The sequence below is a fragment of the Paenibacillus artemisiicola genome, assembly GCF_017652985.1.
GTDB lineage: Bacteria > Bacillota > Bacilli > Paenibacillales > Paenibacillaceae > Paenibacillus_Z > Paenibacillus_Z artemisiicola.
On record NZ_JAGGDJ010000026.1, the window covers coordinates 17,812 to 39,414 of the forward strand.

The window sequence follows — 21,603 nt, forward strand, 5'->3', positions numbered from 1 at the left end:
CAATTTCTGGTAGATTGAATCGACGTCGTCAGCCCGCCATAATTAGACTCATCTCACAACAATTATCACGTAAATCCGCATTGGATGGTGAAGGGAATGGAACTGGCAACCAAGCCGGAAGTGAACGTCAAGCAGCCGGGTGTGAAGCAAAGACAGCTTCTACGTACGATAAGGAGCCAGAAGTGGCTGTTATTATTTGTAGCGCCCGCGGTCGTGTTGACCTTCGTTTTTTCGTATTTGCCTATGTTTGGCAACATCATTGCGTTCCAGGATTATGACATTGTGAAAGGATTTTTTGGAAGCCCTTTCGTAGGCTTCAAGCACTTTAAGGAGCTCTTCCAGGATCCTCATTCGTTACTCGTTATTAAGAACACGGTCATCTTGAGTACATGCAACCTCATCTTTACTTTTCCGGCGCCAATCCTGCTTGCATTACTCCTCAACGAGCTGCGCAGCATGGTATTTAAACGGACGGTGCAGACCATTTCGTATTTGCCTCATTTTATTTCGTGGGTCATTATACTGGGCTTCTATAAGGAAATGACATCGCTTGATGGGGGCTTGTTCAATGAAATCAAGATGTATCTCTATGGGGGAGAGCCCGTCATGTTTCAGGCGAAGGCAGGATGGTTTCTGCCTGTAGTTGTCATCTCGAACATTTGGAAAGAGATCGGCTGGAATACGATTATCTTCCTGGCTGCACTTAGCGGCATCGACGAACAGCTCTATGAAGCGGCAGCGATTGACGGAGCAGGCAAGCTGAAGCGGGTACTGCATATTACATTGCCGGGCATTCTGCCGACCATTATGATTTTGCTCATTCTAAGTTTGAGCCATATTTTCGGAACGAACTTCGATCAGGTGTACAACCTCATTAACGTCCATATCCAGGATAAAGTGGACGTGCTCGAAACTTACGTATTTACAGAGGGCATTGAGAAGGCCAGATTCCCGTTTGCGACAGCGGTCGGTCTGTTCCAGGGCGTCATCTCCTTCATTCTCGTCGTCGTATCCAACAAGCTTTCTAAGAAGTTTACAGAGATTTCGATCTGGTAAGGAGAAGGGAGGGACACCTGTGAATAATGCAATAAGCAGACCAATGTCTGAGAAAGTTTTTGATGCATTCAATGTCTGCGCCATGCTGCTGCTCTGTATGATCACGCTTTATCCATTTTTGAACGTGCTGGCAATAGCTCTTAATGAGGGGAATGATTCCGCGCTGGGTGGCATAACAATCTTTCCCCGTGATGTAACCTTCGAGAACTTCAAGACTGTATTCCAAAATAAAGATTTGCTTCAGGCTGGGGTAATCACGATAAGCAGGACGTTGTTCGGTACACTTCTGAGCCTATTGATCACGTCGCTGGCAGCCTATGCACTGTCGAAGAAGAAGCTGCTCGGCAGAAGCGCTATACTCGTCTTCATGACGATTCCGATGTTTATCGGCGGTACGCTCGTATCTAACTTTATTATCATGCATGACCTTCATCTGCTCAATAGTTTCTTTGTTTATATCATCCCGGGGGCTTTCAGCTTCTTTAATATGATCATCATGCGAACGTACTTCTACACGATACCGGAGAGTCTAGAGGAATCCGCGAGGATCGACGGAGCTTCCGATGTGACGATCTTCTTCCGTATCATGCTCCCGCTGGCGATGCCGATGATTGCCGCGCTCGGCTTGTTTATCGGCGTGGGCCATTGGAATGATTTTTTCACAAACCTGCTGTACATCACGAATGCGAAATTGAATACGCTTCAATTCATTCTCATGCGGATTGTCAAGTCGCAGGACATGTCGAACTTCCTGGATGAATTGAAGAACTATAAGCCGGGCATGACGAACTTAAGGCAGGTTACGCCACAGTCGATTCGCAATGCGACGACGGTCGTTACGGTGTTTCCGATTATCGTGATCTATCCATTTCTTCAGAAGTATTTTATTAAGGGCATGATGATTGGCGCAGTGAAGGAGTAGGTTCTGGGCAACATTCAGTTTACCGGCATAGGCGGGGAGACTGGTAGTATTGCATAAATAACAATAAGACTGGGGGAAATCGAAGTGAAGAGTTCTGCAAAAGTGGTTAGCTCGGGGGCGGCGCTTATTTTGGCGGTCTCGCTGCTGTCCGGTTGCAGCGGCAACGGCAATACCAGTAGAGGCAATAATACGTCTGCAAACCAAGGAACGAATGCGAATGAAGCTGGCACAACGAACAATAGTGCCTCGGCGACCGATGGCAAATATGTTCCTGAGAAGGATTTGAATCTGAAAGTCTGGTACACCTGGGCTGACACGGCACCGACAAAAGGCCCTTCGGAAGATGTCGTATCTCCTGAAATTAAGAAGATTACCAAAGTCAATTTCACTCAAAAAGATATTATTGTCAATAATGGCGTTACGGGCTTAGAGCGTCTCAATATGTACCTGGCAACAGGCGATCTGCCACATGTGATTTATGCACAAAGGAGCAGCTCCGAAGACATTATTAAGAAGCTCGTTGAGGCAGATAAAGTATGGAATTTGGATGATTACTTAGCGAAATACGCACCTAATGTATTGAAGCGGGTAACGAAGGATGCATGGGATTCGACGAAGATCGGCGGCAAAATCTACGGTATTCCAAGCGATGTTGCTGCGAATACGACCAATGCGCCAGAGCTTAAAGGAACGACGTTTGAGAAGAACTCATCCGGAAACGGTGCATGGCAACTGGTCGTACGTGACGATATTTTGAAAGCGTATGATCCAAGTGCTAAATCGGTCGCTGAGCTTGGCGATGCGCTGAAGAAGAACGGCACACTCTCGTATGACGATATGAAGGTTAATATGAGGACACCGGATGATCTAATGGATTTCCTTCAGAAATCAAAGGGCATGAACATGAAGACTGTAAACGGCAAGGATGTCGTTCCGCTCGATATGTGGACGCAGGGTTGGTGGATCGGTCCATGGTCGCAGGCGTGGGGGTTTGCGGGAGGATCCAGCGGTCCGGTGTGGGACGATGAGAAGAACACGGTTTACTGGGCTCCGGCTACAGAGGATTACAAGAATTACTTGAAATGGCTGCATACAGCATATCAGAATAAACTCATGGATCAAGAAACGTTCACAATGAGCGATGACCAGCGTACCAGTAAGCTGAATAACGGCCAATACGCCGTTACGCATTTTTGGCAGGATATCAATGCACTCAACGATACGCTGAAGAAGAACGGGGAGAAGTTCCAGTACCGCCTTATCCAGGCGCCTGCGAATACGATTGCCGATTCTCCGCAATATGACTTCCAAGATCCACGCGGCGGAAATTTTATTATGATCTCCAAGAGCGTACCCGAGGACGAACTTAAGCAGATCTTGAACTGGATCGACTTCCAGTACTCTGAAGAAGGCGAGACTCTTATGTCTTGGGGGCCAGAAAGCGCAGGACTATGGGAAGTGAAGGACGGCAAGCGGAAGTTCAAGGATCCGGCGCTTGATCAAAACGCCCTGCTCGGCACACAGACGGATAAAGACTTGGCCTACTACGGTCTCAGCGGTGGAAACTTGAACCAAATTGATTTGGGCAGACTTATCTATACGCATGATACGATTCGCGGCTATAAGTCCATTTATGAAACTCCGAAAAATGTGGACAATCCGTACGGAGAAGAGTGGAACGTTCTTACACAAGCAACGGTTCGTCCGATCAAGATGGATTTGACCGGTATGTTCATTAACCAAGTGCCGGAGTGGGGCAAGCTTACCGGTGAAGACGGCGTTATCGGCTGTATGAAAAATGAGTGGGCAAAAGCCATTGTTGCTGATAACGATGCCAATTTCGAGAAGTATTACGAAGCAGGCATGAAGCGTCTGAAGGATCTGGGACTCGATAAGGCGACTACTGACTTGACAAAGTTAATAACCGAATATCAAACAAGCGTAGGCAAATAAGTCGATTATAGGCATGATAGGGATGAATCCATTCACTCCTATTCTTATTGAAGGGATAAGCCACTTAATCCGTCAGTCGTACGGTTTTAAGAATCGCCGGTATATATCTCCTGCTTATAGTCTGATCTGGTACGCGGGACCTCGGGCCTGTTGAACTCCTCAAAGTCTGTTATTAATTCCATCTTCAATTTCAATATTGCTACCGTTCCAGTAAATTGAACAAAGGTAGCCGGTCATTCCTAACCGGCTACCTTTTGTTAACGAAGAGAGGATGGCTGTATTAGCCACCAACCCGATTTCCACGCAAAGTGGAAGTCGGGTTTATTCGGTTCTAAGCGAGTTCATTAAAACAACATGGTCTGGTCGAGCACCGACAAGGCATGCCTTGACAACCGCTTAAGGATAGGATTGATGGTCCGTGTCGCGACGTCTGTACATGCTCATCAACTTGTCCACGGGAAGCTTATCGGGAAGCGGTGCAGCCTGATCCTGATACCAGTAGGCGGTCGACGAAAACCAGTAGGGCTTCAGGTGCTTCGACTCCCATGGGTTCACAAACGAGATGCTGAGATTTTTTTCGAACGCGACGGCGTCACGCTCATGGAACCGATACATGCTGATCATCGAACGCAGCGTATCTTTCAGCGGCACGCCGTGCAGTTCTGCGTAGAATTCACCATCCCTGAAATACCAGCCGCCATTGAAATAATCTTCTAATCCAGTGCCAACGATCGTTGGGTTGTCGCGGTCTTCCGTGTCAATGAACATATATTCTGGCGCTTCTAAGTAAGACAAGTAGTTTAGATCTTCTCCCTGCATGGACAGGCAACATCCAATGTAATGGCCGCGTCCTTGAATATCTACCAGAGGAAGCGGGTCTGAACCTCCAAGGCGGGCCGTCCGGAAGAGGCAATGAAACCGTCCAGAATCTTTCGGTAGTTCGGCGTATTCCTCGTAATTTGCGTTAAAGAAAACATCAAGCGGTATGCGCTCATGCAAGTTTTCAAGTTCAATGCGCACCTGATTATATGGCATTGGGAGATAGGAATAGAAACCTCCGCTCGACATTCCGATATACCGTGAGACGAAGTGCCGGAATTCGCAATGGCCAATACCGAAGAAGTCGCCGATCGGACATTCAACGGACGGTTGAGACTCGCCGTCCCAATAAATACGGATGATGAGCTTCTTTAATGTAGATGTATCATTCTCGGCCTGCGTATCCCAATGTCGCCAGAACCATCCGGGAAAGGTCAGCCATATCCGATTGATGATGCCTGGTTTGTCGCTCTTTACAATCGTGCGTGGAGGCTCGCCGGGCATGATTCTCACCGTCTTACTCTTGGTGGCAGGATCGAAGGTCGTGAACTGTCGGGTGTTTGCTTTTCTGATTTCGTATAGAGGTGGGAACATGCTCATCTCTCCTCTGTTGTTAGTGATAGGCTAACGCTTCCATGATCATTCGGAATAGGTGCAGATCGTCTTTATAATCCCAGTAGGAGCGATTTTTACTTGCGATGACCGTCCTGCATAACGGCCTAGCCATACCCCTTGCGGTTGCGCTGCACCGCTCACTAAAGTCACGTAATTTGTTGCGGACCATTTTCGCCGCGCCGGCGGTGCTCAGTTCGATGGTCGCCTGCTTCTTGTGGGGCTATATCATGTCAACGACGGACCACGGTCTACTTAACCAGCTGCTGGCGCTGTTCGGTTTTGGTCAGGTTAACTGGCTCGGCAATCCCAAGCTGGCGCTCTATCCCGCATCATTAAGAACGCGTGCCGGACGCAAGCCTCTTCTCGTTCTCCCTAATTTCCTCCATAAACTGCGGCCACCATTCCTGCCGCTTGCCCCCAAGCTTTCATTGCTTGATCTGCGATTTCCGTCGTAGCCGTCAGGCTTCCGTAATCCGGGATGAGCCACTTGCTCCGGTAAGAGGGGGTATACCTTTATTGTCAATATCAACCCGATTCAAAGCTCGCCACTCCCTTTGAATAATAGAATATGTCTATTATATAAGGTCAAGGGAATAAAGGATTGGTCTAAATGAATTCTGTTATTTGTCAAAATCAACTGTGAAAGAAGCATTCGGATAGAAACGGATAAACGCCGCTGTCCATCTGGGAGGCTGCAACGAACAAGATCGGGCGTTGCAATCCAATAGGCATCAGATCAAAGTTTTACAATAGAATCCAATTAAGACTGGCGTTATACTGGTATAAGTGGGTTTTAAGGGAGTATACAGGAAGTGACTGAACAGCAGAAACGATAAATAACAGATGCCCAACGCGTAGCGCTCAAAAAAGGTAGGCAGAAAAAACAAAGAAAGATAACAAGAGCGAAAGAGAAGAAAGAGAGGGAGGGATCGGTATGAGTGAATGGAGAAAGCTTCTCGAGACAAACGATCCGGATGGTAACAGTGCAAAGTGGAACATTACGAAACGTAACATCATCGGGTTTCTTATCTCATTTGCCATTATCGGAGTAGTCATCACATTGGTTCTTACGAATTGGTAAGTTTGAAAATGAGTGGGCCGTGAAGGCGGAAGGAATTGCATGTTTATAAGTGATGACCATAATAGCTCGGATTGGTGAATAAGACGGCTTTCGATTCCGGATATCGCTGCAGCGTCAGCTCCACCTGCTCAAGCGAAGGGATAAGATGAAGCTCGGTGCGCTCTTCCGTCTCCGGCATTAGAAAGACCGCTCGCGCGCCCGCAAGCCGCAGCCCGTTCAGCACGGACTTATGGGCATTGCGCTGAACGAGAACCAACTCTTCCGGCCCGCAAACGGCAAGCAGCATGGCCAGATTGCCGGCATTGCCTTTGTTCAACTAACTGGCAGCTTTAGTTCAACGTACCAAGAAGCAGCCCGCGGTTCGTAGCTGCTTCTTTTTATTAAACGGGCAGAATAGGGTATGGTACAAAATGATTTGAAGATCGCCTTAAAAGTTGACTGTTCTTATTGCTTTTTAAACTTTTCGGGGTTTTCAACCCTAATGGATTGCACTTCTCCGCAGTCTGTACAGATTGTAAATATAGCTGAAGAACCGCGAGCAAACAATTTATTTAAAGGAAACACCACAGCTTGCCCGGTCGTTTGTCCGAAACCAAAGGATGTTCCACCACATTGATTACATGGTGTTATTAAATCTGACATTACATCATCTCTTTCTGCGGGGATTTTATTCTTACACTTTATACGTTAGCTATCTGTTAAAAGTATCATGAGTTGCACAGATGGAATGAGTCTTTATGATTTCACTCTTCATGTTGAGGTTCGAGGAAGTTAAATCTTAGACTGGAAATGAGACTTGTCCCAGCCACGTTCCCAAGGTTGCGCAACCGCAATCTGTTATTGGCCGTCGAAAAGACATTTAAATTCACCATACACTCTTCAACAATATACTTGTTAGCACCCTTACCTTATCCGCCGCCCCCGACATTCGGCGCGTTCATCCAACCTGCCGCTGCGGCGCACCGAGTGCTCCTTTTCTTCGTCCGATGGTCTGTGCTTCCTTTAATTCGACTGTCCAACCTGCTGCAGATTCGCTTCCTTAGCTACTCAGCTATTGTTCATTACCTAGATCCCGCTCCTGCTGCCTGCCACGTCCCGCTGCTCAAGAACAATCGATGTCTGTGGCCGCTCCCTTCAACGCGCCCTTGACCTGCCATTTGAGACCTGGTTAGGTTCCCTTTTCAACCCGGTTTTTGCGCGTCGCGCCGGCCCCCCGGGCGGTCGGAAACTGCTCCTAGATCCGATTTAAGGAGCAGGGAGGAGGTCTGCAACTAAACTCGAGAAACACCAAAGATAGACACGGATATAGTAGAAGGGGTGCAGTTCTGCAGCTAAGTTCGGATCTAGATACAGCCAGGAGGGGAAGGGCGGGTATAAAGAGGCAAAGTCCGACGAATCGAAGGAGCGGGGGCGGTGGCATGGTAAGAGTGTTAACAAGTATATTGATAGGGAGTGTGTGGAGTGGTATAATGTGGATATGGGCGGCGGGAATGTATGTTCGTTATAATAGAAGTATAATAGGGGTGTAATGCATGTTAAATGAGGGCTCATCCGCTAATTTTGAACCTCTGGAACGCGCAATCGCGAAGCAGGGATTAACGGCCATGGAGCGGGGGCGAACGCTTTCGAATTACAGGTTTATGTACTGCGAGGCGCATGTATTTGCGTATAAACATCTTTGGACGCAGCACTACGTTTATTTGGATGAAATCGGCGCCATTCAAGATGGTATACTGGATACAAGCGATTATAGCTCGCAGGTTGACGTACGTCTTAAATCTTGATTTCGGAAAGGATGATAGGGGCTGAAAGACGCCGGCTATTAGATTAAGCAATATTAGTGGCTTCGAGGAGCTTACAGCGTCCCTACCCTGCCGGAATTTCTAAAGGAACTGGAAGTAATGAAGCGTCTCACCTGGAAACCAAAATGAACTCGGCGACGCCTCCCAGAGCCACAGCCGAAATGAACGATGGTCAAGGGATGAAAGGGAGAATCGTGTTCTCTTTTGTAAACCGTGTTTTCTGTGCTCTTAGCTTTCGTTGAAAAAGAAAATGAGGGCATCTGACGGTAGGATTCCAGACCACATTTGGTTTGGTGGAACGATAAGGGGATTATCAATTCAATAAAGTCTCGTATTCGGACGGTAGGGTTATTCTTGTCGTATTGGAAGGCGCACCAACATTGCTTGCCGATGATCCTCTACTTGTAGGTGATCCGATGGAAAAGACGATTTTACTGGCCGCGAATCTGTACGAGTACAACCGGGAAACCCGTTTAACGTTTTATTGCCTGATCCCTGGCGTGAAGGAAGGCTATATGGCCCTTAACGTTGGAGGGGGGCGCGCAGACCACGCGTTTTGGACAGGCTTGCTTCGCGTGCTTGGCATCCTTCATCGCGCTTATAAGGGCTTTGGTCTGCAGCTTGCCGTTCACAATGCGACATTGACGCTGGATGGACGCCATGCTGAAAAAGATCAGGTCATGCGTCTGCTTGGTGCGTTTGCATCTTATACGCAACGTTCATGCGACCCTTATCTGAAGCAGCTCGATGTGGTCAACGATCTCGCAATCGTCGATCAAATTGAGCGGGGTGAACTGAAGGGTTATCCACTCGAGTCGATCCATGCTGCAAAAGTCTCCCCGCCAGTGGTTGTCAAAGACAAGAAGCTAAAGGCATTTGACTATTATAGCGATCTCGCCATGCCGCAAGAGGGCGTTGTCCTCGACTTTGAAACAACATCCCCGATTGTGGACTATGCCAAAATTATCGAAATCAGTGCGCTAAAGTTCCGAAATGGGAAGATTATCGACCGTTTTGAGACACTTTGCAATCCTAAATGCAAGATTCCGAAGCAAGTGCGAGAGCTCACCGGTATTACCGATGTAGACGTTGCGGATAAGCTCAGCTCGTTTCAGGCGATGAAGCAACTAAGCAAGTTTCTAGCTGGAGAGCCTGTTCTTGTTGGCCATAACATTCAATATGACTATCGGGTGCTAAAGACAGTATGCGAGAAAGCTCATATTCCGGTGTGGACCGGTAAGCTGCTTTGCACCATGAAGCTCGCCCGGCAATTGGATCTACCGATCGACAACTATGACCTAACGACACTCTGTAACGCCTTTGGCATCCACAACGAACGACCGCACCGCGCATGGGCGGATACGAGAGCAACCTTTGACGTCATGCAAGCGATCTACCGCTCTCTGCTCGTTTAGTAGGTGATCACTTCTGAAGGAGGGGCTTTCCATGCCTCGTAACGAAAACCCTATTGAGAAAACAGAATCTCTCGGTCATTTGGTTAAGGTACAGCGAGTTATCGACTTCATGGTGTTATCCGATCTCATAAACGGCCAGCGTTACCATAGTGAGATGGAACAATTTATTACCCAAACACTAGGCAATGGTGTTGGTGTAAACGACGCCTATTTCAGTAAACGGCTACAAGTCCTCTACGAAAACGGGCATGTGACCCGTCATTGGGATGGGGACAATCGATACAATCGGTTCTATCGGATTACCGACGCGGGTATTGAATATTTTAAGCTAATGCTCCGCGAGCTTCCAGGCAGGGTGAGCCTGGCCAAACAAGTTTATGATCGCTTTGACGCGTATTTAGACAAATTTGGCCACGTGCATTTGAAGTAGAGAGGAAACCATGGTAGAAGGATGGAATTACGCCGAAGAGATTGAGCGAATCAAGGAGCGGTTTCCCAAAGGGCCTGTGAAAAGCACCATGATAACGCTCGGTCGAGAGAAATTGAAGCGGATCCTTTAAAAGGAATTCGGTAAGCCACTGCCACATGCGAGTGTAACATAGGAGGGAGCGGGCTTTATGGACGAGTTTAACTACCAGGAAGCGATCGCCAAAATTAAGGCTCGCTTTCCGGAAGGTACCGTAAAGAAAAGAGAGGATACCGGACGCGCCTATATCCCGAACCAGGTTTACAATGACCGCGTAGAACTGGCTACACAAAGCCAGTGGACGCTGGAATATAGTGAGGTCGAGATTAATGTCCCGCAACGATATGTCAAAGTTGTAGCACGTGTAACGATCGGTCCGCACACCCGGGATGGGATCGGATTTCATGAACTAAACGTGGATGGCAGCGGGAACGTTAAAAAGCTTTCAACCGCGGTTGACCAGGCGAAGGCTGAGGCTTTTAGAGAAGCGCTGGATACATGGCAAATTGGCTGGCAGGATCTTGCCCCCTATTATCAACTAGAAAAAGATTGGGGGAGCAATCCTGCGCTTCAGCATCTGCTCCATTCATCTCCACCTGAGGAATCCGAGCGGTTCTCGCAGGCGTCTGAAGTGATTGACCGGCAATGTATTTACACTAATTGTGGGGCTCAGTTGACGCGCGACGAGTGGGCGCTGCTCGGGACAATTCCAAAACTCGATCGTACTCGAATGACATACTGCTTCGAACACATTCCAAATCATTATAAGAAGAAGATTCCTTCAGCTGAGCTCGAAACGTTTCTTAAGAAAACAAACGATCGATAAACCCTTAATCGCTTGTCCCGCTTCCATCATCAATCCTTAGGCAATCTTATAGCGTAGATGACCTATATGAAGAGCTTCGATGACAAGGGTCACTGAGTCTACAAAGGGGAGCTTTTTAAAAAGCTACCCGTTTTTTGTCGGTTGACGGAAAATGTTGGTTGTACTATTATGGATTTATTACTAATGACGCTTTTCTTTTCTTTGTCGCTAATGTTTCGATGGAGAAGGAGTTCGCCGGTTTACGGCACATTCAAATAGGGCTTATTTGGCCATGGAGACGCAAAACACCTTTAATAGGTGTTTTTTTGTGTTTCATGGCTATTTTTTTGCCCAAACAGAAGAGGGGCTCGAATGGCTAATGCAGTATCCCACATACGCTGAGCGCCCTTATTAATGAAATGAAGACAGTGCACACTCTTCTAAATATGAATAATATACATCCGGCACGGGGCGCCAGAGGCCCTAATTGCTAAAATGCTTAAAAACAATGAAGGTGTTATTACATATTCCAAATTCAGATCTGATTTTGAAGTAAGCGACCGAGCCGTGCTTGATAAGCATCCCGGTATCTATAGCTGGTATGTTCACGATTAAGGAACGCACCTCATGCCTTGCTTGCCACTGCAATTTAAGCGTACGGACGTCTTGAGGGGTTCTGAAGCTTTAGCTTCGGTTCTCCGACTAGGCTGCCCGTGCAGTCCTAATATAAAGGATCCTGGGAGGAAACCAACATGATGAACCAAGAACTGAGCTTTCAACTTTTGATTGAAGAGGACAAGATTCAAGGCGACTTTATCGGATATATCCCGGCCGTTCGCCTAGGTGTTCAAGGCGAAACGCTAGAAGAAGTTCGCATGAATGCCACCGAACTGCTGCACATGGAAATCGAGTCGCGTTTGCAGATGGGTAAAAGTATTCCCGAAGACAATACAGCAACCATGGAACGCCTCACAATCAACGTCCCACTTCCAGCTGCTAAATAAACTCCTGGTCGCCAATCGCCAATACCTCGGCTTAATTAATTGAGCAGGTTCAGCGGAGATATCACTTGTCAGATGTAATTTTGACAGTTGTCCCATCGATTCCATATACCAATGTTAAACCCTCCATGCTAAGGTCAAAGTGGCCTGTGTTACATCAACCTTTAAAACCAATGCTGCTTCAGCCTATACAGCCTTCTGAAATAAAAAAGGGTTGGAAGTCGAGCTTAAAGTGGGATGGATTTAGAATCATCATTCATTATGATCATGGTAGCATAAGGGTATTTTCAAGACACGGTACAGAGGTTACGGATCGATTTCCGGAGCTCCAACATATCAAGTTGCTCAGAATGCGATTTTAGATGGGGAACGTATCGCATTTGATCTCTCACAACCACCCGATCAGCCAAATAAGCTCTGATGGGATGATGAGATGATGCGGTTCAACACGAAAAAGACGGCAGCTGTTAAGCAAATCAGCAAGACCTTAAAAGCCCATTTCCCAGTCTGGGATGTCTTATGGGTGAATGGGCAATCCGTGATGAACAGGACGTTCCTTGAACGCAGAGAAATACTACAGTCGATCGTACCGGCATCAGTCGTCTTTTCCGTCACGCCCTAATTCGATGACGGCCACCAGCTCTTCTTGAACACGCAGCGGCAAGGACTAGAAAGCATTGTTCAGTATAACGGGGACCCGATCTATAGACTGGACTCCCGGCCGCATGAAGTGATTGTAAAAGTTAAGAATTATCAATACGCAATATGCCAGCTCTCCTATTTGAAAGAGCCCATTTGGCTGGGGATATCGCTTCAAGCACGGAATATTGGCGTCATTGAGTTCCCGCCAAGTTGAGATGTCATAAGAATCTTTCATGCGATCTCAAAACACATCATAAATTGCGAAAACAAGGAATGGATCTTTTTGGAATCTATTTTAAGCTGTCGCGTCAAATTTCAATGTTTCACAAAAGAAGTAATGCTACGAAGCTCGGAATTCTGCATGCAACCTCCTGAACAGGGGATATCAGGTTGCCCCTAGATCGATACAAAGGAATTAGAAGATGTGAGCTAACCGTTCATAAAGCAGTCCATATAAAAAATGACCGGAGGTCGGTTTTTGTAAGTACAGCAAAATAACCCAGTTGATTGATGCGCTGGAGTGTACCAACTGCATGACCAGAGATCAGCACTTTTCGTTCAAAACTTACATTTGTTAAAGAGAATGAATTCAATTGAATAAAGCTTAACTAACGGGTCTAATCAATTCCCTTGAGGGTTGTCGACTGAATAGATTCAAGGTTTCCTTAAATATTGCCAGGCTAACTGACTTAAGCGCATTGAAAGAGGCAATATATCTATGCTCGTATTCTGAGGCTACCAGAAAGCAAAGCGGATATCTAGTTGTTTGAACCGGCTGTGGCTGGATGCTTTTCATTTTCTATTTTCTACAATGCTTTGCTTAGTTGTAATTGGAAAAAGAGGAATAACCTAGCCTTTGTCGAAAAGGGGATTTAGGGAATGTTTTTAAGTAGGTCTTTAATTCAACGGGGAGGCTTTAGCATGAGTACGCAGGACAGAAGGATAGGGTTTTTCGGCATTGTGTTTGACAAGTTTAGGTCTGATGAAACGTATTTTGACAGAGAGTTCTTTAAAAATTTTATTATTTACATCCTTGGACGTCCTACAGAAGAGCAAATTATTTCGATACCGCAATATAATAAAGCAATTGCCTTAGATAGGTATGCATTGTTCCAGTTGCATGCTGATTATGTCGCTAATATAGTTTTCAAATCATGTAAATACAATCATTCACCTGATTATATGTCAAGCATTGATGGCACTGAGAGAGCAAGTGATAAACAAAATCATGAAGGTGAGAAGGAAAAGACACATCTTTGCATTCGTATTTCAACTTATGAAGCTCAAGTTATACTAGAGGAACGGAGAAGTGGAGTATCCATTAGAGAAATCGTTAGTTACCTCAATAAACAATTAAGGCACTACTTTGCAGCATTGCAGCAACCTCGTACGTTCAAACTAATACATAATATTGAACCTTCAAATGATTTTCTAGAGATGGTAAATGGAATGCGTGATATAAAAATAGCTGAACTTTACACGACAAAGACTGTAATGGGCAGTGAAATGATGAATTTAATGGAACTTGAAGACTTTTCAATGAAGGAAGATATAATAATTACTTCCAAAGCAAAACCTAGAGAATCGTTACTGAAAAGGAACTTTACCAGTCTGTATAATTCGTTTATTGGTGGGGAAAGTCGAGTTAGCCGTATCCGGTTATATGGTCATGATGAAGACAACAACTACATAAGATTGGATACATCAAACTTGAAAAAAGTTGACTATGTTACAGTCGAACTTGAAACTAATGGAACTGTCAATACAGAATCAATGTTTACGGAGATGTATGAAATTCTAGAAATTACAGAGGAGCATCTAACCGCTTATGATGGGTAAAAGAGTATACGGTGAATGGCTTGTGCCAATTGTCCATTACTTTGCCACATTGAAGAAAAACGAAAGGAATTACGAAATTGTAATGCCTTTACTAATTTCAATAATGGCAGTAACGGTATACTTTTTTTACGGAGACTCGTTACGTGCTTTGATTAAGCTAAGGGATATACTACCGAATGCATTGGCTATTCTAATTGGCTTTACAATTTCGTGCATAACAATACTTGTATCGAGTGACAATGACTCAGTGAAAATGTTAAAAACAGAACAGACAGAAGAGCGATTTGTTAACCGAAAACTTATATCTCTTTATCAGTGGTTATTGATTACATTTGTGTATATCTTAATAGTTCAAGTGTTTCTGCTGACGTTTATTTTCTTCGTATCGTTCATTCTACAAATCCATAAAGGTAAAGTCTTCATTACCGGTGCATTACTTGCAGAAGTCTTCTGCATTCTTCACATTCTACTTCTGTTGATAAGGAACATTTCAAACTTTTACTTCGTTTTCTATGTAAGGCCTAGGGAATCAAAAGACAAGTAAAGCAGGGAGCGCCATTAGGCGCTCTTATTGTTTTCTTGATTTCCGCATAAATTGTATAGCGTGGTCTAGACTATGTTTTAGACAATGAGAAGTGTGAAAATGGTGGAACTTATGTACTTAAATTGAGCTGTTCAAAAGTTAACACTTTTAGACAATTAATTAAGAATACCTTTCAGTATTTGTGCATATGAAGATGGAGTTTTGACAGGTATAATGGAATGACATATAGAATTTCATATAAGAAAACAGGCTCGAGGGAGATACAAAATGAACTTTTCAGAAAAAGTCAGTTTAATATGGAACATCGCGGAGCTGCTCCGTGGCGATTACAAACAATCTGAATATGGCAAGGTAGTACTACCATTTACGGTTCTACGGCGACTTGATTATGTATTGAAAGATACAAAAGATAAAGTTTTGGAAAGTTATAAATTGATGAATGAGCCTTTAACTACTATTCAGCAGCGAATGCTTGAGCGTGTAGCAGGTGCAAGATTTTATAATACCAGCAAATTTACACTGGAAACTATACGTGATTTTCCTGGGTTGTTATCTGATAACCTAAAAGAGTACATTCAGGGTTTTTCTGAAAATGCACGTGAGATTATCCGGTATTTCGATTTTGAAATACAAATAAATAAACTTCAAGATAGCAATATTTTATATAGCGTTCTTGGGGAGATGCTCAAAATTGATCTTTCTCCAAAAACAGTGAGCAATATTGAAATGGGATATCTTTTCGAGGAATTGATTCGCCGTTTCTCAGAGCAATCGAACGAAACCGCAGGGGAGCACTTCACGCCACGTGAAGTTATTCAATTGATGGTTAATATTCTGTTTGAAGCAGATGCTTCTGCTCTTACAGGTGAAAAGGTTGTTCGCAAAATTTATGATCCAGCATGTGGTACAGGCGGCATGCTCGCTGTCGCATACGATTACTTACGCAAGCTCAATCCGACGATGAATGTAGAAGTGTTTGGTCAAGAATTGAACAGTGAGTCGTACGCTATCTGTAAATCTGACATGCTGCTCAAAGGGCTCAATGTGTCCAATATCAAATTCGGAAACAGTTTCACACAGGATGGGCTTGAGAATGAAGAGTTCCATTACTTCCTTTCCAATCCTCCTTTCGGCGTTGACTGGAAGAAGACTCAAAAAGAAATTGAAAATGAACATAAGACCAAAGGATACAAAGGACGTTTTGGCGCTGGTCTACCGCGCGTTAGCGATGGATCGATGTTATTCCTTCAACATATGATTTCTAAAATGAAACCGGGTGAAGGACGAATTGCCATCGTTCTAAACGGCAGTCCTCTCTTTACCGGTGGTGCAGGATCAGGAGAAAGCGAGATCCGCCGTTGGATTATTGAGAATGATTGGCTGGAAGCAATTATTGCGTTGCCGACAGATCTGTTCTACAACACGGGTATTGCTACTTATATCTGGGTGCTTAGCAATCACAAACCAGTGAACCGTCAGGGCAAAGTGCAGCTAATCAATGTTGTGGACTTTTACCAAAAGATGCGAAAAAGCCTGGGAAGTAAGCGTAATGAACTTGGCCCGGAACATATTGATGAGATCCTGAAGTTTTATAGCTATTTTACCGAAGGCGAAAACTGCAAAGTATTTGATAATGAGGATTTTGGATATCGACGAATCACAATCGAGCGTCCGCTCCGATTAAACTTTCAGGTTTCGCTTGATAGGATAGAACTCCTATTCTCACAGACGGCTTTTGTAAAATTAAGCGAAACTGAACAAAAGAACATACAAGCTGCACTTGAAAAAATGAATGCTGGAACTCTTTTTATGGATCGCTCTAAGTTTGAAGTGGAAATGAAGAAAACATTTAAGCAAGCTGGTGTTGTTGTGAAGCCTCCTGTATTTAAAGCTATCTTGTCGGCATTATCTGAGCGCGATGAAAACGCGGAAATCTGTTATGACGCTAAAGGCAACAAAGAGGCTGATGCTGAACTTCGCGATTTTGAAAATGTACCTCTGAAACGAAGCATTTTTGACTTTTTCGATGCGGAAGTTCGACCACATGTGGAAGATGCTTGGATTAACGAAGATGTCCGAGATGAAAAAGATGGGGGCATCGGTAATGTAGGTTATGAAATTCCATTTACGCGACATTTTTATAAGTATCAAAACATTCGCTCTACAAAAGAAATAAAAAGTGAAATTAGTGAATTAGAACGCGATATCCTCAAGCTTCTTGAGGAGGTTATGAAGTAAAAATGAATTGGACATCAAAAAAGCTTAAACGCATCATTAAATATCCATTAGCGTATGGTGTTTTGAAGCCAGATAGATATCTAGGACCAAACTCTGTTCCCTTAATAAGGATTATGGATATTATCGGACATAATCAAGTAGCTGATAAGGGATTTGAAATGATATCCCCACAGATTAACCAAGAATTTAAAAGAACCATCCTTAAGAAAGGCGATGTTGTCCTATCAGTTGTAGGTACAATTGGGAAAGTTTTTATTGTTAATGATTTTTTAGAGGGCTTTAACTTATCTAGGGCATTAGCAAGAATCCAATTACGCTCGAATTTTGATCCCCAATATATTATGTATTATTTTCAAAGCAAGCTTTTTGAAAACCAATCGCAGCTAATTGCTTATGGATCTGCTCAAAAGGTGCTGAATCTTGGGGATCTAGATAATTTCAAGATACCTTTACCTAATAATATTGATGAGCAACGGGCAGTTGTATCTTTTCTAAACCATAACATTAATAAGTTAGATGAATTAATTATCAAGAAAAAAAACATGATTGAACTTTTAAAAGAATATCGCCAAGCGATCATCGACGAAGCCGTCACGAAAGGGCTCGATTCGAATGCGCCGATGAAAGAATCTGGAGTTAAATGGCTGGGTAAAGTACCTGCACATTGGGAAGTCAAGCGATTGAAATTTATTGCGGATGTTCGATCTGGCGTTACTAAAGGTAAAGATTTAACTGATAAAGAAGTGATTGAGTTGCCATATCTAAGGGTCGCAAATGTTCAGGATGGATATCTAGATTTAACAGATGTAGCAAACATACAAGTCGCTCAAGGTGAAGAAAAAAGATATCAACTTAAATATGGTGACGTTTTAATGAATGAAGGCGGAGACTACGATAAATTAGGTCGAGGAGCCAAATGGGAAGCGCAAATTGAACTCTGTCTTCATCAAAACCACGTTTTTGCTGTTCGTCCAAAAGTTTTAATGCATTCAGATTGGTTGGACCTTATCACTTCGACTAGTTACGCTAAATTTTACTTTATGATGCATTCTAAACAATCAACAAACTTGGCTTCGATTTCTTCTTCAAGCATAAAAGAACTGCCTATAATACTTCCTCCGGATGAAGAACTCGATAGATTAATTAAGTATACAAGAAATAAAATCCACGGCGTTGATTCATTATCATTAAAGGTCAAGCTCCAGCTTGAAAAACTCCTAGAATATCGTCAATCGCTTATTAGCAAAGCGGTTATTGGTAAAATTGATGTACGAGAATTTTCAAAGGAGGGTGTTCAATGACCATTGATTTTCGTGAAATTGTATTTGAATCCGCCATTGAGTATGCGTTACTTCAGCAGGGTTACCTTAAAGGCGATAAAAAAGAGTTTGATCCTTCTTCAGGTTTATTCCGAGTTCGGTTAATTAATTTTTTAAAAGAAACGCAGCCCAAACATTGGGCTGCTCTTCAAACGATTTATGGTGAAGCAGTAGAAAGTGGCGTCATCCAGTCTATGACAAAGGCAATTCAAATGCACCCGAAGGGCCTAATTGGCTTTCTTCGGGACAGTGCACAAGGGAAATACAAAGATCGAGGTATTGAACTGCGCATGTTTTTCATGAAGCCAGACAATGATTATAATCCTAATGCAGTTTTGAATTACCAAAAAAACCGGTTATCGGTTACACGGCAAGTTTATTACAGCATTAAAAATGAAAATTCACTTGATGTTGTCATCGACCTAAACGGTTTTCCTATTATTACAATGGAGCTGAAAAACCCGCTGACCGGCCAAACGTTTGAAAATGCAATCCATCAATACAAAAACGATCGTGATCCGGCTGAACCTATATTCCGATTTAATGAACGATCGCTTGTGCATTTCGCATTAGACACAGATGAAATACACATGACGACTGAGCTGAAAAAAGAAAAAACATACTTTTTGCCATTTAACAAAGGCGATGGATTCGGAAAAGGTAATCCTGAGCATCCGACAGGATATAAAACCACGTATCTTTGGGAAGACATATTGCAAATAGACAGCCTTTTTGAAATCCTGCAACGCTTCATTGAACTAAAAATTGAAAAAGAAAAAAAAGATAAAAAGAAGAAGAAACAGCTTCTCTTCCCTCGCTATCATCAGCTGAACGCGGTACGAAAAATTGCTGCTCATGTTTATAAAAACGGTACGGGACATCGCTACCTGATTCAGCATTCTGCCGGCAGCGGCAAAAGCAATACGATCGCATGGACGGCGCATCGACTAGCTTCACTAGCTGATGCTAGTGGGAAAGTCATTTTTAATACGGTTGTTGTAGTTACAGACCGGATTGTCCTTGACTCACAAATTCAAGATACTATCCGTCAATTTGATTCGACGCCCGGTTTTGTGGCTTATATTGATAAAGGTTCGCAGCAACTTGCCGATGCTCTTAGCGGCGGCTCGAAAGTGATTGTCACGACACTTCAAAAGTTTCCGTTTGTTATAGGTAAGCTGAAAGAAATGCCGCAAAACTCCAAGTATGCCATCATCATGGATGAAGCCCATAGCTCGCAAACTGGCATGAGCTCTGCCAAGATGAAGGATATGCTTACATATAAATCGCTGGACGATGCAGTGAAAATGGACAGCCGTGATGAAGATGAGCTGGATATGGATGATCAAATTGCAGAAGTGATGGCAGCGTACGAACGGCGTCAAAATTTAAGCATGTTTGCTTTCACGGCAACACCGAAGAAGAAGACGATGCAAACGTTCGGAACGAAAAATCAAGAAGGCGATTACGAAGCGTTCGATCTTTATTCAATGAGACAAGCGATAGAAGAAAGATTCATCCATGATGTACTTAAAAACTACACTACGTACGATACGTACTATAAAATTAACAAAGCCGTCAACGACGATCCTGAAGTTGAATCTAAAAAAGCGAAAAAAGGGATAGCAAAGTACATATCCATTCACCCAACCAATCTATCACAAAAAGCTTTTGTGATTATCGAACACTTCAGATCGTTCACCAAGGACAAAATCGGCGGTAAAGCTAAAGCGATGGTAGTCACCTCTTCACGCCTGCATGCAAAGCGCTATATGGATGCATTTAAAGCGTATTTAAAGCAAAAGGAATATACCGATCTGCGCGTTCTAGTCGCATTTTCTAGCACCGTTGAGGATGTGGAGTTGGATGAAATCGTCAGCGAAGCTGGTATGAACGGTTTTCCGGATACGCAAACAGCTGATGTATTTGAGGAAGAGGAATACAAAATAATGATCGTAGCAGACAAATATCAAACCGGTTTTGATCAACCTCTGTTGCATACGATGTACGTTGATAAAAAATTGACCGGTATCAAAGCCGTTCAGACGCTGTCGCGCTTAAACCGCATGCATCCTGAGAAGTCCGATACGTTTGTTCTCGATTTCGTCAATGATCGGGAAACGATTAAAAAAGCATTTCAGCCGTATTACGAAAAAACGGAAATTGATGAGGAAACTGATCCGAACTTGCTGTATGATTACCGCCGGAAGCTTGACGACACAAGGATATATGAGGAGAACGAAATAAATGCATTCTGTGACGTATTCTTTCAGCCTAAGGCGAAGCAATCGGCTACTGATCAGGCAAAGCTTTATAAAATCCTCCAGACGCCGGAGAAAAGGTTTAAAGAGCTTTCAAAAGATGAGCAGAATGATATTAAAGTGATGATGAAAAAGTTCGTTTCGCTGTATCTATTCCTCTCCCAGCTCGTGGAATATGAAGAAGATATGAAACGTTACTTTACATTTATCCGGCTCTTTTATAAAAAGATAAGTGATCCGATTGGCAAAAGTAGTTGGACTCTCGATGCAGACCTGGTGGATTTGGAATTTTATCGCATAAAAAAAGCGGAAGAAGGACAAATCGAGCTAGAGAAAGGTGTTTCTGCACCGCTTACCGGTGGAGTATCTGCAGCAGGTGGCAAGCGGCAAGAAGATTACAAATACCTCTCCGTCATTGTTCAGCAGATCAATGAAAGGTTCGGAACGAACCTGGATGGCGAAATTATCAGCGGTCAGCTATATGAAGTGGCGGAGAAATTTATAAGCGTGCCCGGCATGAAAGAACAAGTAGACAACAACTCCTACGACGACTTCAAATATCCATTCGAGAACCAATTCATCGACGGAATGGTCGACTCATTCGAAGAACAAAAAGAGCAGCTGGAGAACCAAAATGATCAGTTAAATAAACTCGTGCAATTCGTTTCAACTAGTGACGAAGGCTGTAAAATGATTAGTGATGCCGTTGGTAAAATCGTGTACAACCTGCTTAAGAAATAGCGACACGATGACGTTGAACTTTACAATTTTCATAATTAGATCAAACAGAAAGGCCACATTGGAGTGGTCTTACCCCCGTCAAGT

At 43.9% G+C, this 21,603-nt stretch carries 17 protein-coding genes; 14 read left to right on the forward strand and 3 right to left on the reverse strand.

The genetic code is table 11. The features are described 5' to 3' along the window. Positions 1 to 96: 96 nt before the first annotated feature. The 3 genes from I8J29_RS22595 (at position 97) to I8J29_RS22605 (ending at position 3,931) form a co-directional block, all read left to right on the forward strand. Entirely contained in the window at positions 97 to 1,056 is a 960-nt protein-coding gene (locus I8J29_RS22595) for an ABC transporter permease (RefSeq protein ID WP_208849735.1), read from the forward strand. Between the two features lie 19 nt (positions 1,057 to 1,075). Next, on the forward strand, positions 1,076 to 1,978 hold the full coding sequence (locus I8J29_RS22600) for a carbohydrate ABC transporter permease (protein WP_208849736.1): 903 nt from the start codon (positions 1,076 to 1,078) through the stop codon (positions 1,976 to 1,978). Positions 1,979 to 2,062: 84 nt separating this feature from the next. Then, positions 2,063 to 3,931 carry a type 2 periplasmic-binding domain-containing protein gene (locus I8J29_RS22605; protein WP_208849737.1) on the forward strand — a complete coding sequence of 623 codons (1,869 nt, stop codon included), beginning with the start codon at positions 2,063 to 2,065 and terminating at the stop codon, positions 3,929 to 3,931. Between the two features lie 396 nt (positions 3,932 to 4,327). On the opposite strand, the gene I8J29_RS22610 is transcribed toward I8J29_RS22605, so the two are convergent. Next, positions 4,328 to 5,344: a glycoside hydrolase family 172 protein gene (locus I8J29_RS22610; RefSeq protein ID WP_208849738.1), complete on the reverse strand. Its 1,017-nt coding sequence runs from the start codon at positions 5,342 to 5,344 to the stop codon at positions 4,328 to 4,330. A gap of 104 nt (positions 5,345 to 5,448) precedes the next feature. Here I8J29_RS22610 and I8J29_RS22615 point away from each other — a divergent pair, with 104 nt between their 5' ends. After that, the gene (locus tag I8J29_RS22615; protein ID WP_208849739.1) at positions 5,449 to 5,820 is read left to right on the forward strand and encodes a sugar ABC transporter permease; all 372 of its coding nucleotides are present in this window, start codon (positions 5,449 to 5,451) and stop codon (positions 5,818 to 5,820) included. A gap of 669 nt (positions 5,821 to 6,489) precedes the next feature. Here I8J29_RS22615 and I8J29_RS22620 read toward each other — a convergent pair. Continuing rightward, the gene (locus tag I8J29_RS22620; protein WP_208849740.1) at positions 6,490 to 6,762 is read right to left on the reverse strand and encodes a hypothetical protein; all 273 of its coding nucleotides are present in this window, start codon (positions 6,760 to 6,762) and stop codon (positions 6,490 to 6,492) included. Positions 6,763 to 6,890: 128 nt separating this feature from the next. After that, entirely contained in the window at positions 6,891 to 7,088 is a 198-nt protein-coding gene (locus I8J29_RS22625; protein WP_208849741.1) for a hypothetical protein, read from the reverse strand. A 1,576-nt stretch (positions 7,089 to 8,664) separates the two neighbouring features. Between I8J29_RS22625 and I8J29_RS22630 the strand changes: the two genes are divergently transcribed. From I8J29_RS22630 to I8J29_RS22675, 10 genes are all read left to right on the forward strand, one after another. Continuing rightward, positions 8,665 to 9,663 (forward strand): 3'-5' exonuclease, encoded by a 999-nt coding sequence (locus I8J29_RS22630; protein ID WP_208849742.1) that lies wholly within the window; start codon positions 8,665 to 8,667, stop codon positions 9,661 to 9,663. Between the two features lie 31 nt (positions 9,664 to 9,694). After that, entirely contained in the window at positions 9,695 to 10,093 is a 399-nt protein-coding gene (locus I8J29_RS22635) for a helix-turn-helix transcriptional regulator (RefSeq protein WP_208849743.1), read from the forward strand. 187 nt (positions 10,094 to 10,280) lie between these two features. Next, the gene (locus I8J29_RS22640; protein WP_208849744.1) at positions 10,281 to 10,955 is read left to right on the forward strand and encodes a hypothetical protein; all 675 of its coding nucleotides are present in this window, start codon (positions 10,281 to 10,283) and stop codon (positions 10,953 to 10,955) included. 731 nt (positions 10,956 to 11,686) lie between these two features. Beyond that, positions 11,687 to 11,938 carry a type II toxin-antitoxin system HicB family antitoxin gene (locus I8J29_RS22645; protein WP_240546408.1) on the forward strand — a complete coding sequence of 84 codons (252 nt, stop codon included), beginning with the start codon at positions 11,687 to 11,689 and terminating at the stop codon, positions 11,936 to 11,938. A gap of 170 nt (positions 11,939 to 12,108) precedes the next feature. Further along, positions 12,109 to 12,297 carry an ATP-dependent DNA ligase gene (locus I8J29_RS34665; protein ID WP_420831148.1) on the forward strand — a complete coding sequence of 63 codons (189 nt, stop codon included), beginning with the start codon at positions 12,109 to 12,111 and terminating at the stop codon, positions 12,295 to 12,297. A 74-nt stretch (positions 12,298 to 12,371) separates the two neighbouring features. Next, positions 12,372 to 12,557, forward strand: a complete 186-nt coding sequence (locus I8J29_RS34670; protein ID WP_420831149.1) for an ATP-dependent DNA ligase — start codon at positions 12,372 to 12,374, stop codon at positions 12,555 to 12,557. Positions 12,558 to 13,498: 941 nt separating this feature from the next. Further along, complete coding sequence (locus I8J29_RS22660; RefSeq protein WP_208849747.1) at positions 13,499 to 14,416, forward strand: hypothetical protein; 918 nt, start codon at positions 13,499 to 13,501, stop codon at positions 14,414 to 14,416. 811 nt (positions 14,417 to 15,227) lie between these two features. Further along, on the forward strand, positions 15,228 to 17,198 hold the full coding sequence (locus tag I8J29_RS22665; RefSeq protein WP_208849748.1) for a type I restriction-modification system subunit M: 1,971 nt from the start codon (positions 15,228 to 15,230) through the stop codon (positions 17,196 to 17,198). A 2-nt stretch (positions 17,199 to 17,200) separates the two neighbouring features. Then, positions 17,201 to 18,499 carry a restriction endonuclease subunit S gene (locus I8J29_RS22670; RefSeq protein WP_208849749.1) on the forward strand — a complete coding sequence of 433 codons (1,299 nt, stop codon included), beginning with the start codon at positions 17,201 to 17,203 and terminating at the stop codon, positions 18,497 to 18,499. Further along, on the forward strand, positions 18,496 to 21,519 hold the full coding sequence (locus I8J29_RS22675) for a type I restriction endonuclease subunit R (protein ID WP_208849750.1): 3,024 nt from the start codon (positions 18,496 to 18,498) through the stop codon (positions 21,517 to 21,519). Before I8J29_RS22670 ends, I8J29_RS22675 begins: the two co-directional genes overlap by 4 nt. The last annotated feature ends 84 nt before the right edge of the window (positions 21,520 to 21,603 follow it).

Bases quoted from the DNA above. Each gene is read 5' to 3' on its own strand.
- I8J29_RS34670 (WP_420831149.1), top strand. From the start codon at position 12,372: ATGCGGTTCAACACGAAAAAGACGGCAGCTGTTAAGCAAATCAGCAAG.
- I8J29_RS34665 (WP_420831148.1), top strand. From the start codon at position 12,109: ATGCTGCTTCAGCCTATACAGCCTTCTGAAATAAAAAAGGGTTGGAAG.
- I8J29_RS22665 (WP_208849748.1), top strand. From the start codon at position 15,228: ATGAACTTTTCAGAAAAAGTCAGTTTAATATGGAACATCGCGGAGCTG.
- I8J29_RS22615 (WP_208849739.1), top strand. From the start codon at position 5,449: ATGACCGTCCTGCATAACGGCCTAGCCATACCCCTTGCGGTTGCGCTG.
- I8J29_RS22625 (WP_208849741.1), bottom strand. From the start codon at position 7,088: ATGTCAGATTTAATAACACCATGTAATCAATGTGGTGGAACATCCTTT.
- I8J29_RS22610 (WP_208849738.1), bottom strand. From the start codon at position 5,344: ATGTTCCCACCTCTATACGAAATCAGAAAAGCAAACACCCGACAGTTC.
- I8J29_RS22660 (WP_208849747.1), top strand. From the start codon at position 13,499: ATGAGTACGCAGGACAGAAGGATAGGGTTTTTCGGCATTGTGTTTGAC.
- I8J29_RS22595 (WP_208849735.1), top strand. From the start codon at position 97: ATGGAACTGGCAACCAAGCCGGAAGTGAACGTCAAGCAGCCGGGTGTG.
- I8J29_RS22640 (WP_208849744.1), top strand. From the start codon at position 10,281: ATGGACGAGTTTAACTACCAGGAAGCGATCGCCAAAATTAAGGCTCGC.
- I8J29_RS22675 (WP_208849750.1), top strand. From the start codon at position 18,496: ATGACCATTGATTTTCGTGAAATTGTATTTGAATCCGCCATTGAGTAT.
- I8J29_RS22670 (WP_208849749.1), top strand. From the start codon at position 17,201: ATGAATTGGACATCAAAAAAGCTTAAACGCATCATTAAATATCCATTA.
- I8J29_RS22635 (WP_208849743.1), top strand. From the start codon at position 9,695: ATGCCTCGTAACGAAAACCCTATTGAGAAAACAGAATCTCTCGGTCAT.
- I8J29_RS22645 (WP_240546408.1), top strand. From the start codon at position 11,687: ATGATGAACCAAGAACTGAGCTTTCAACTTTTGATTGAAGAGGACAAG.
- I8J29_RS22630 (WP_208849742.1), top strand. From the start codon at position 8,665: ATGGAAAAGACGATTTTACTGGCCGCGAATCTGTACGAGTACAACCGG.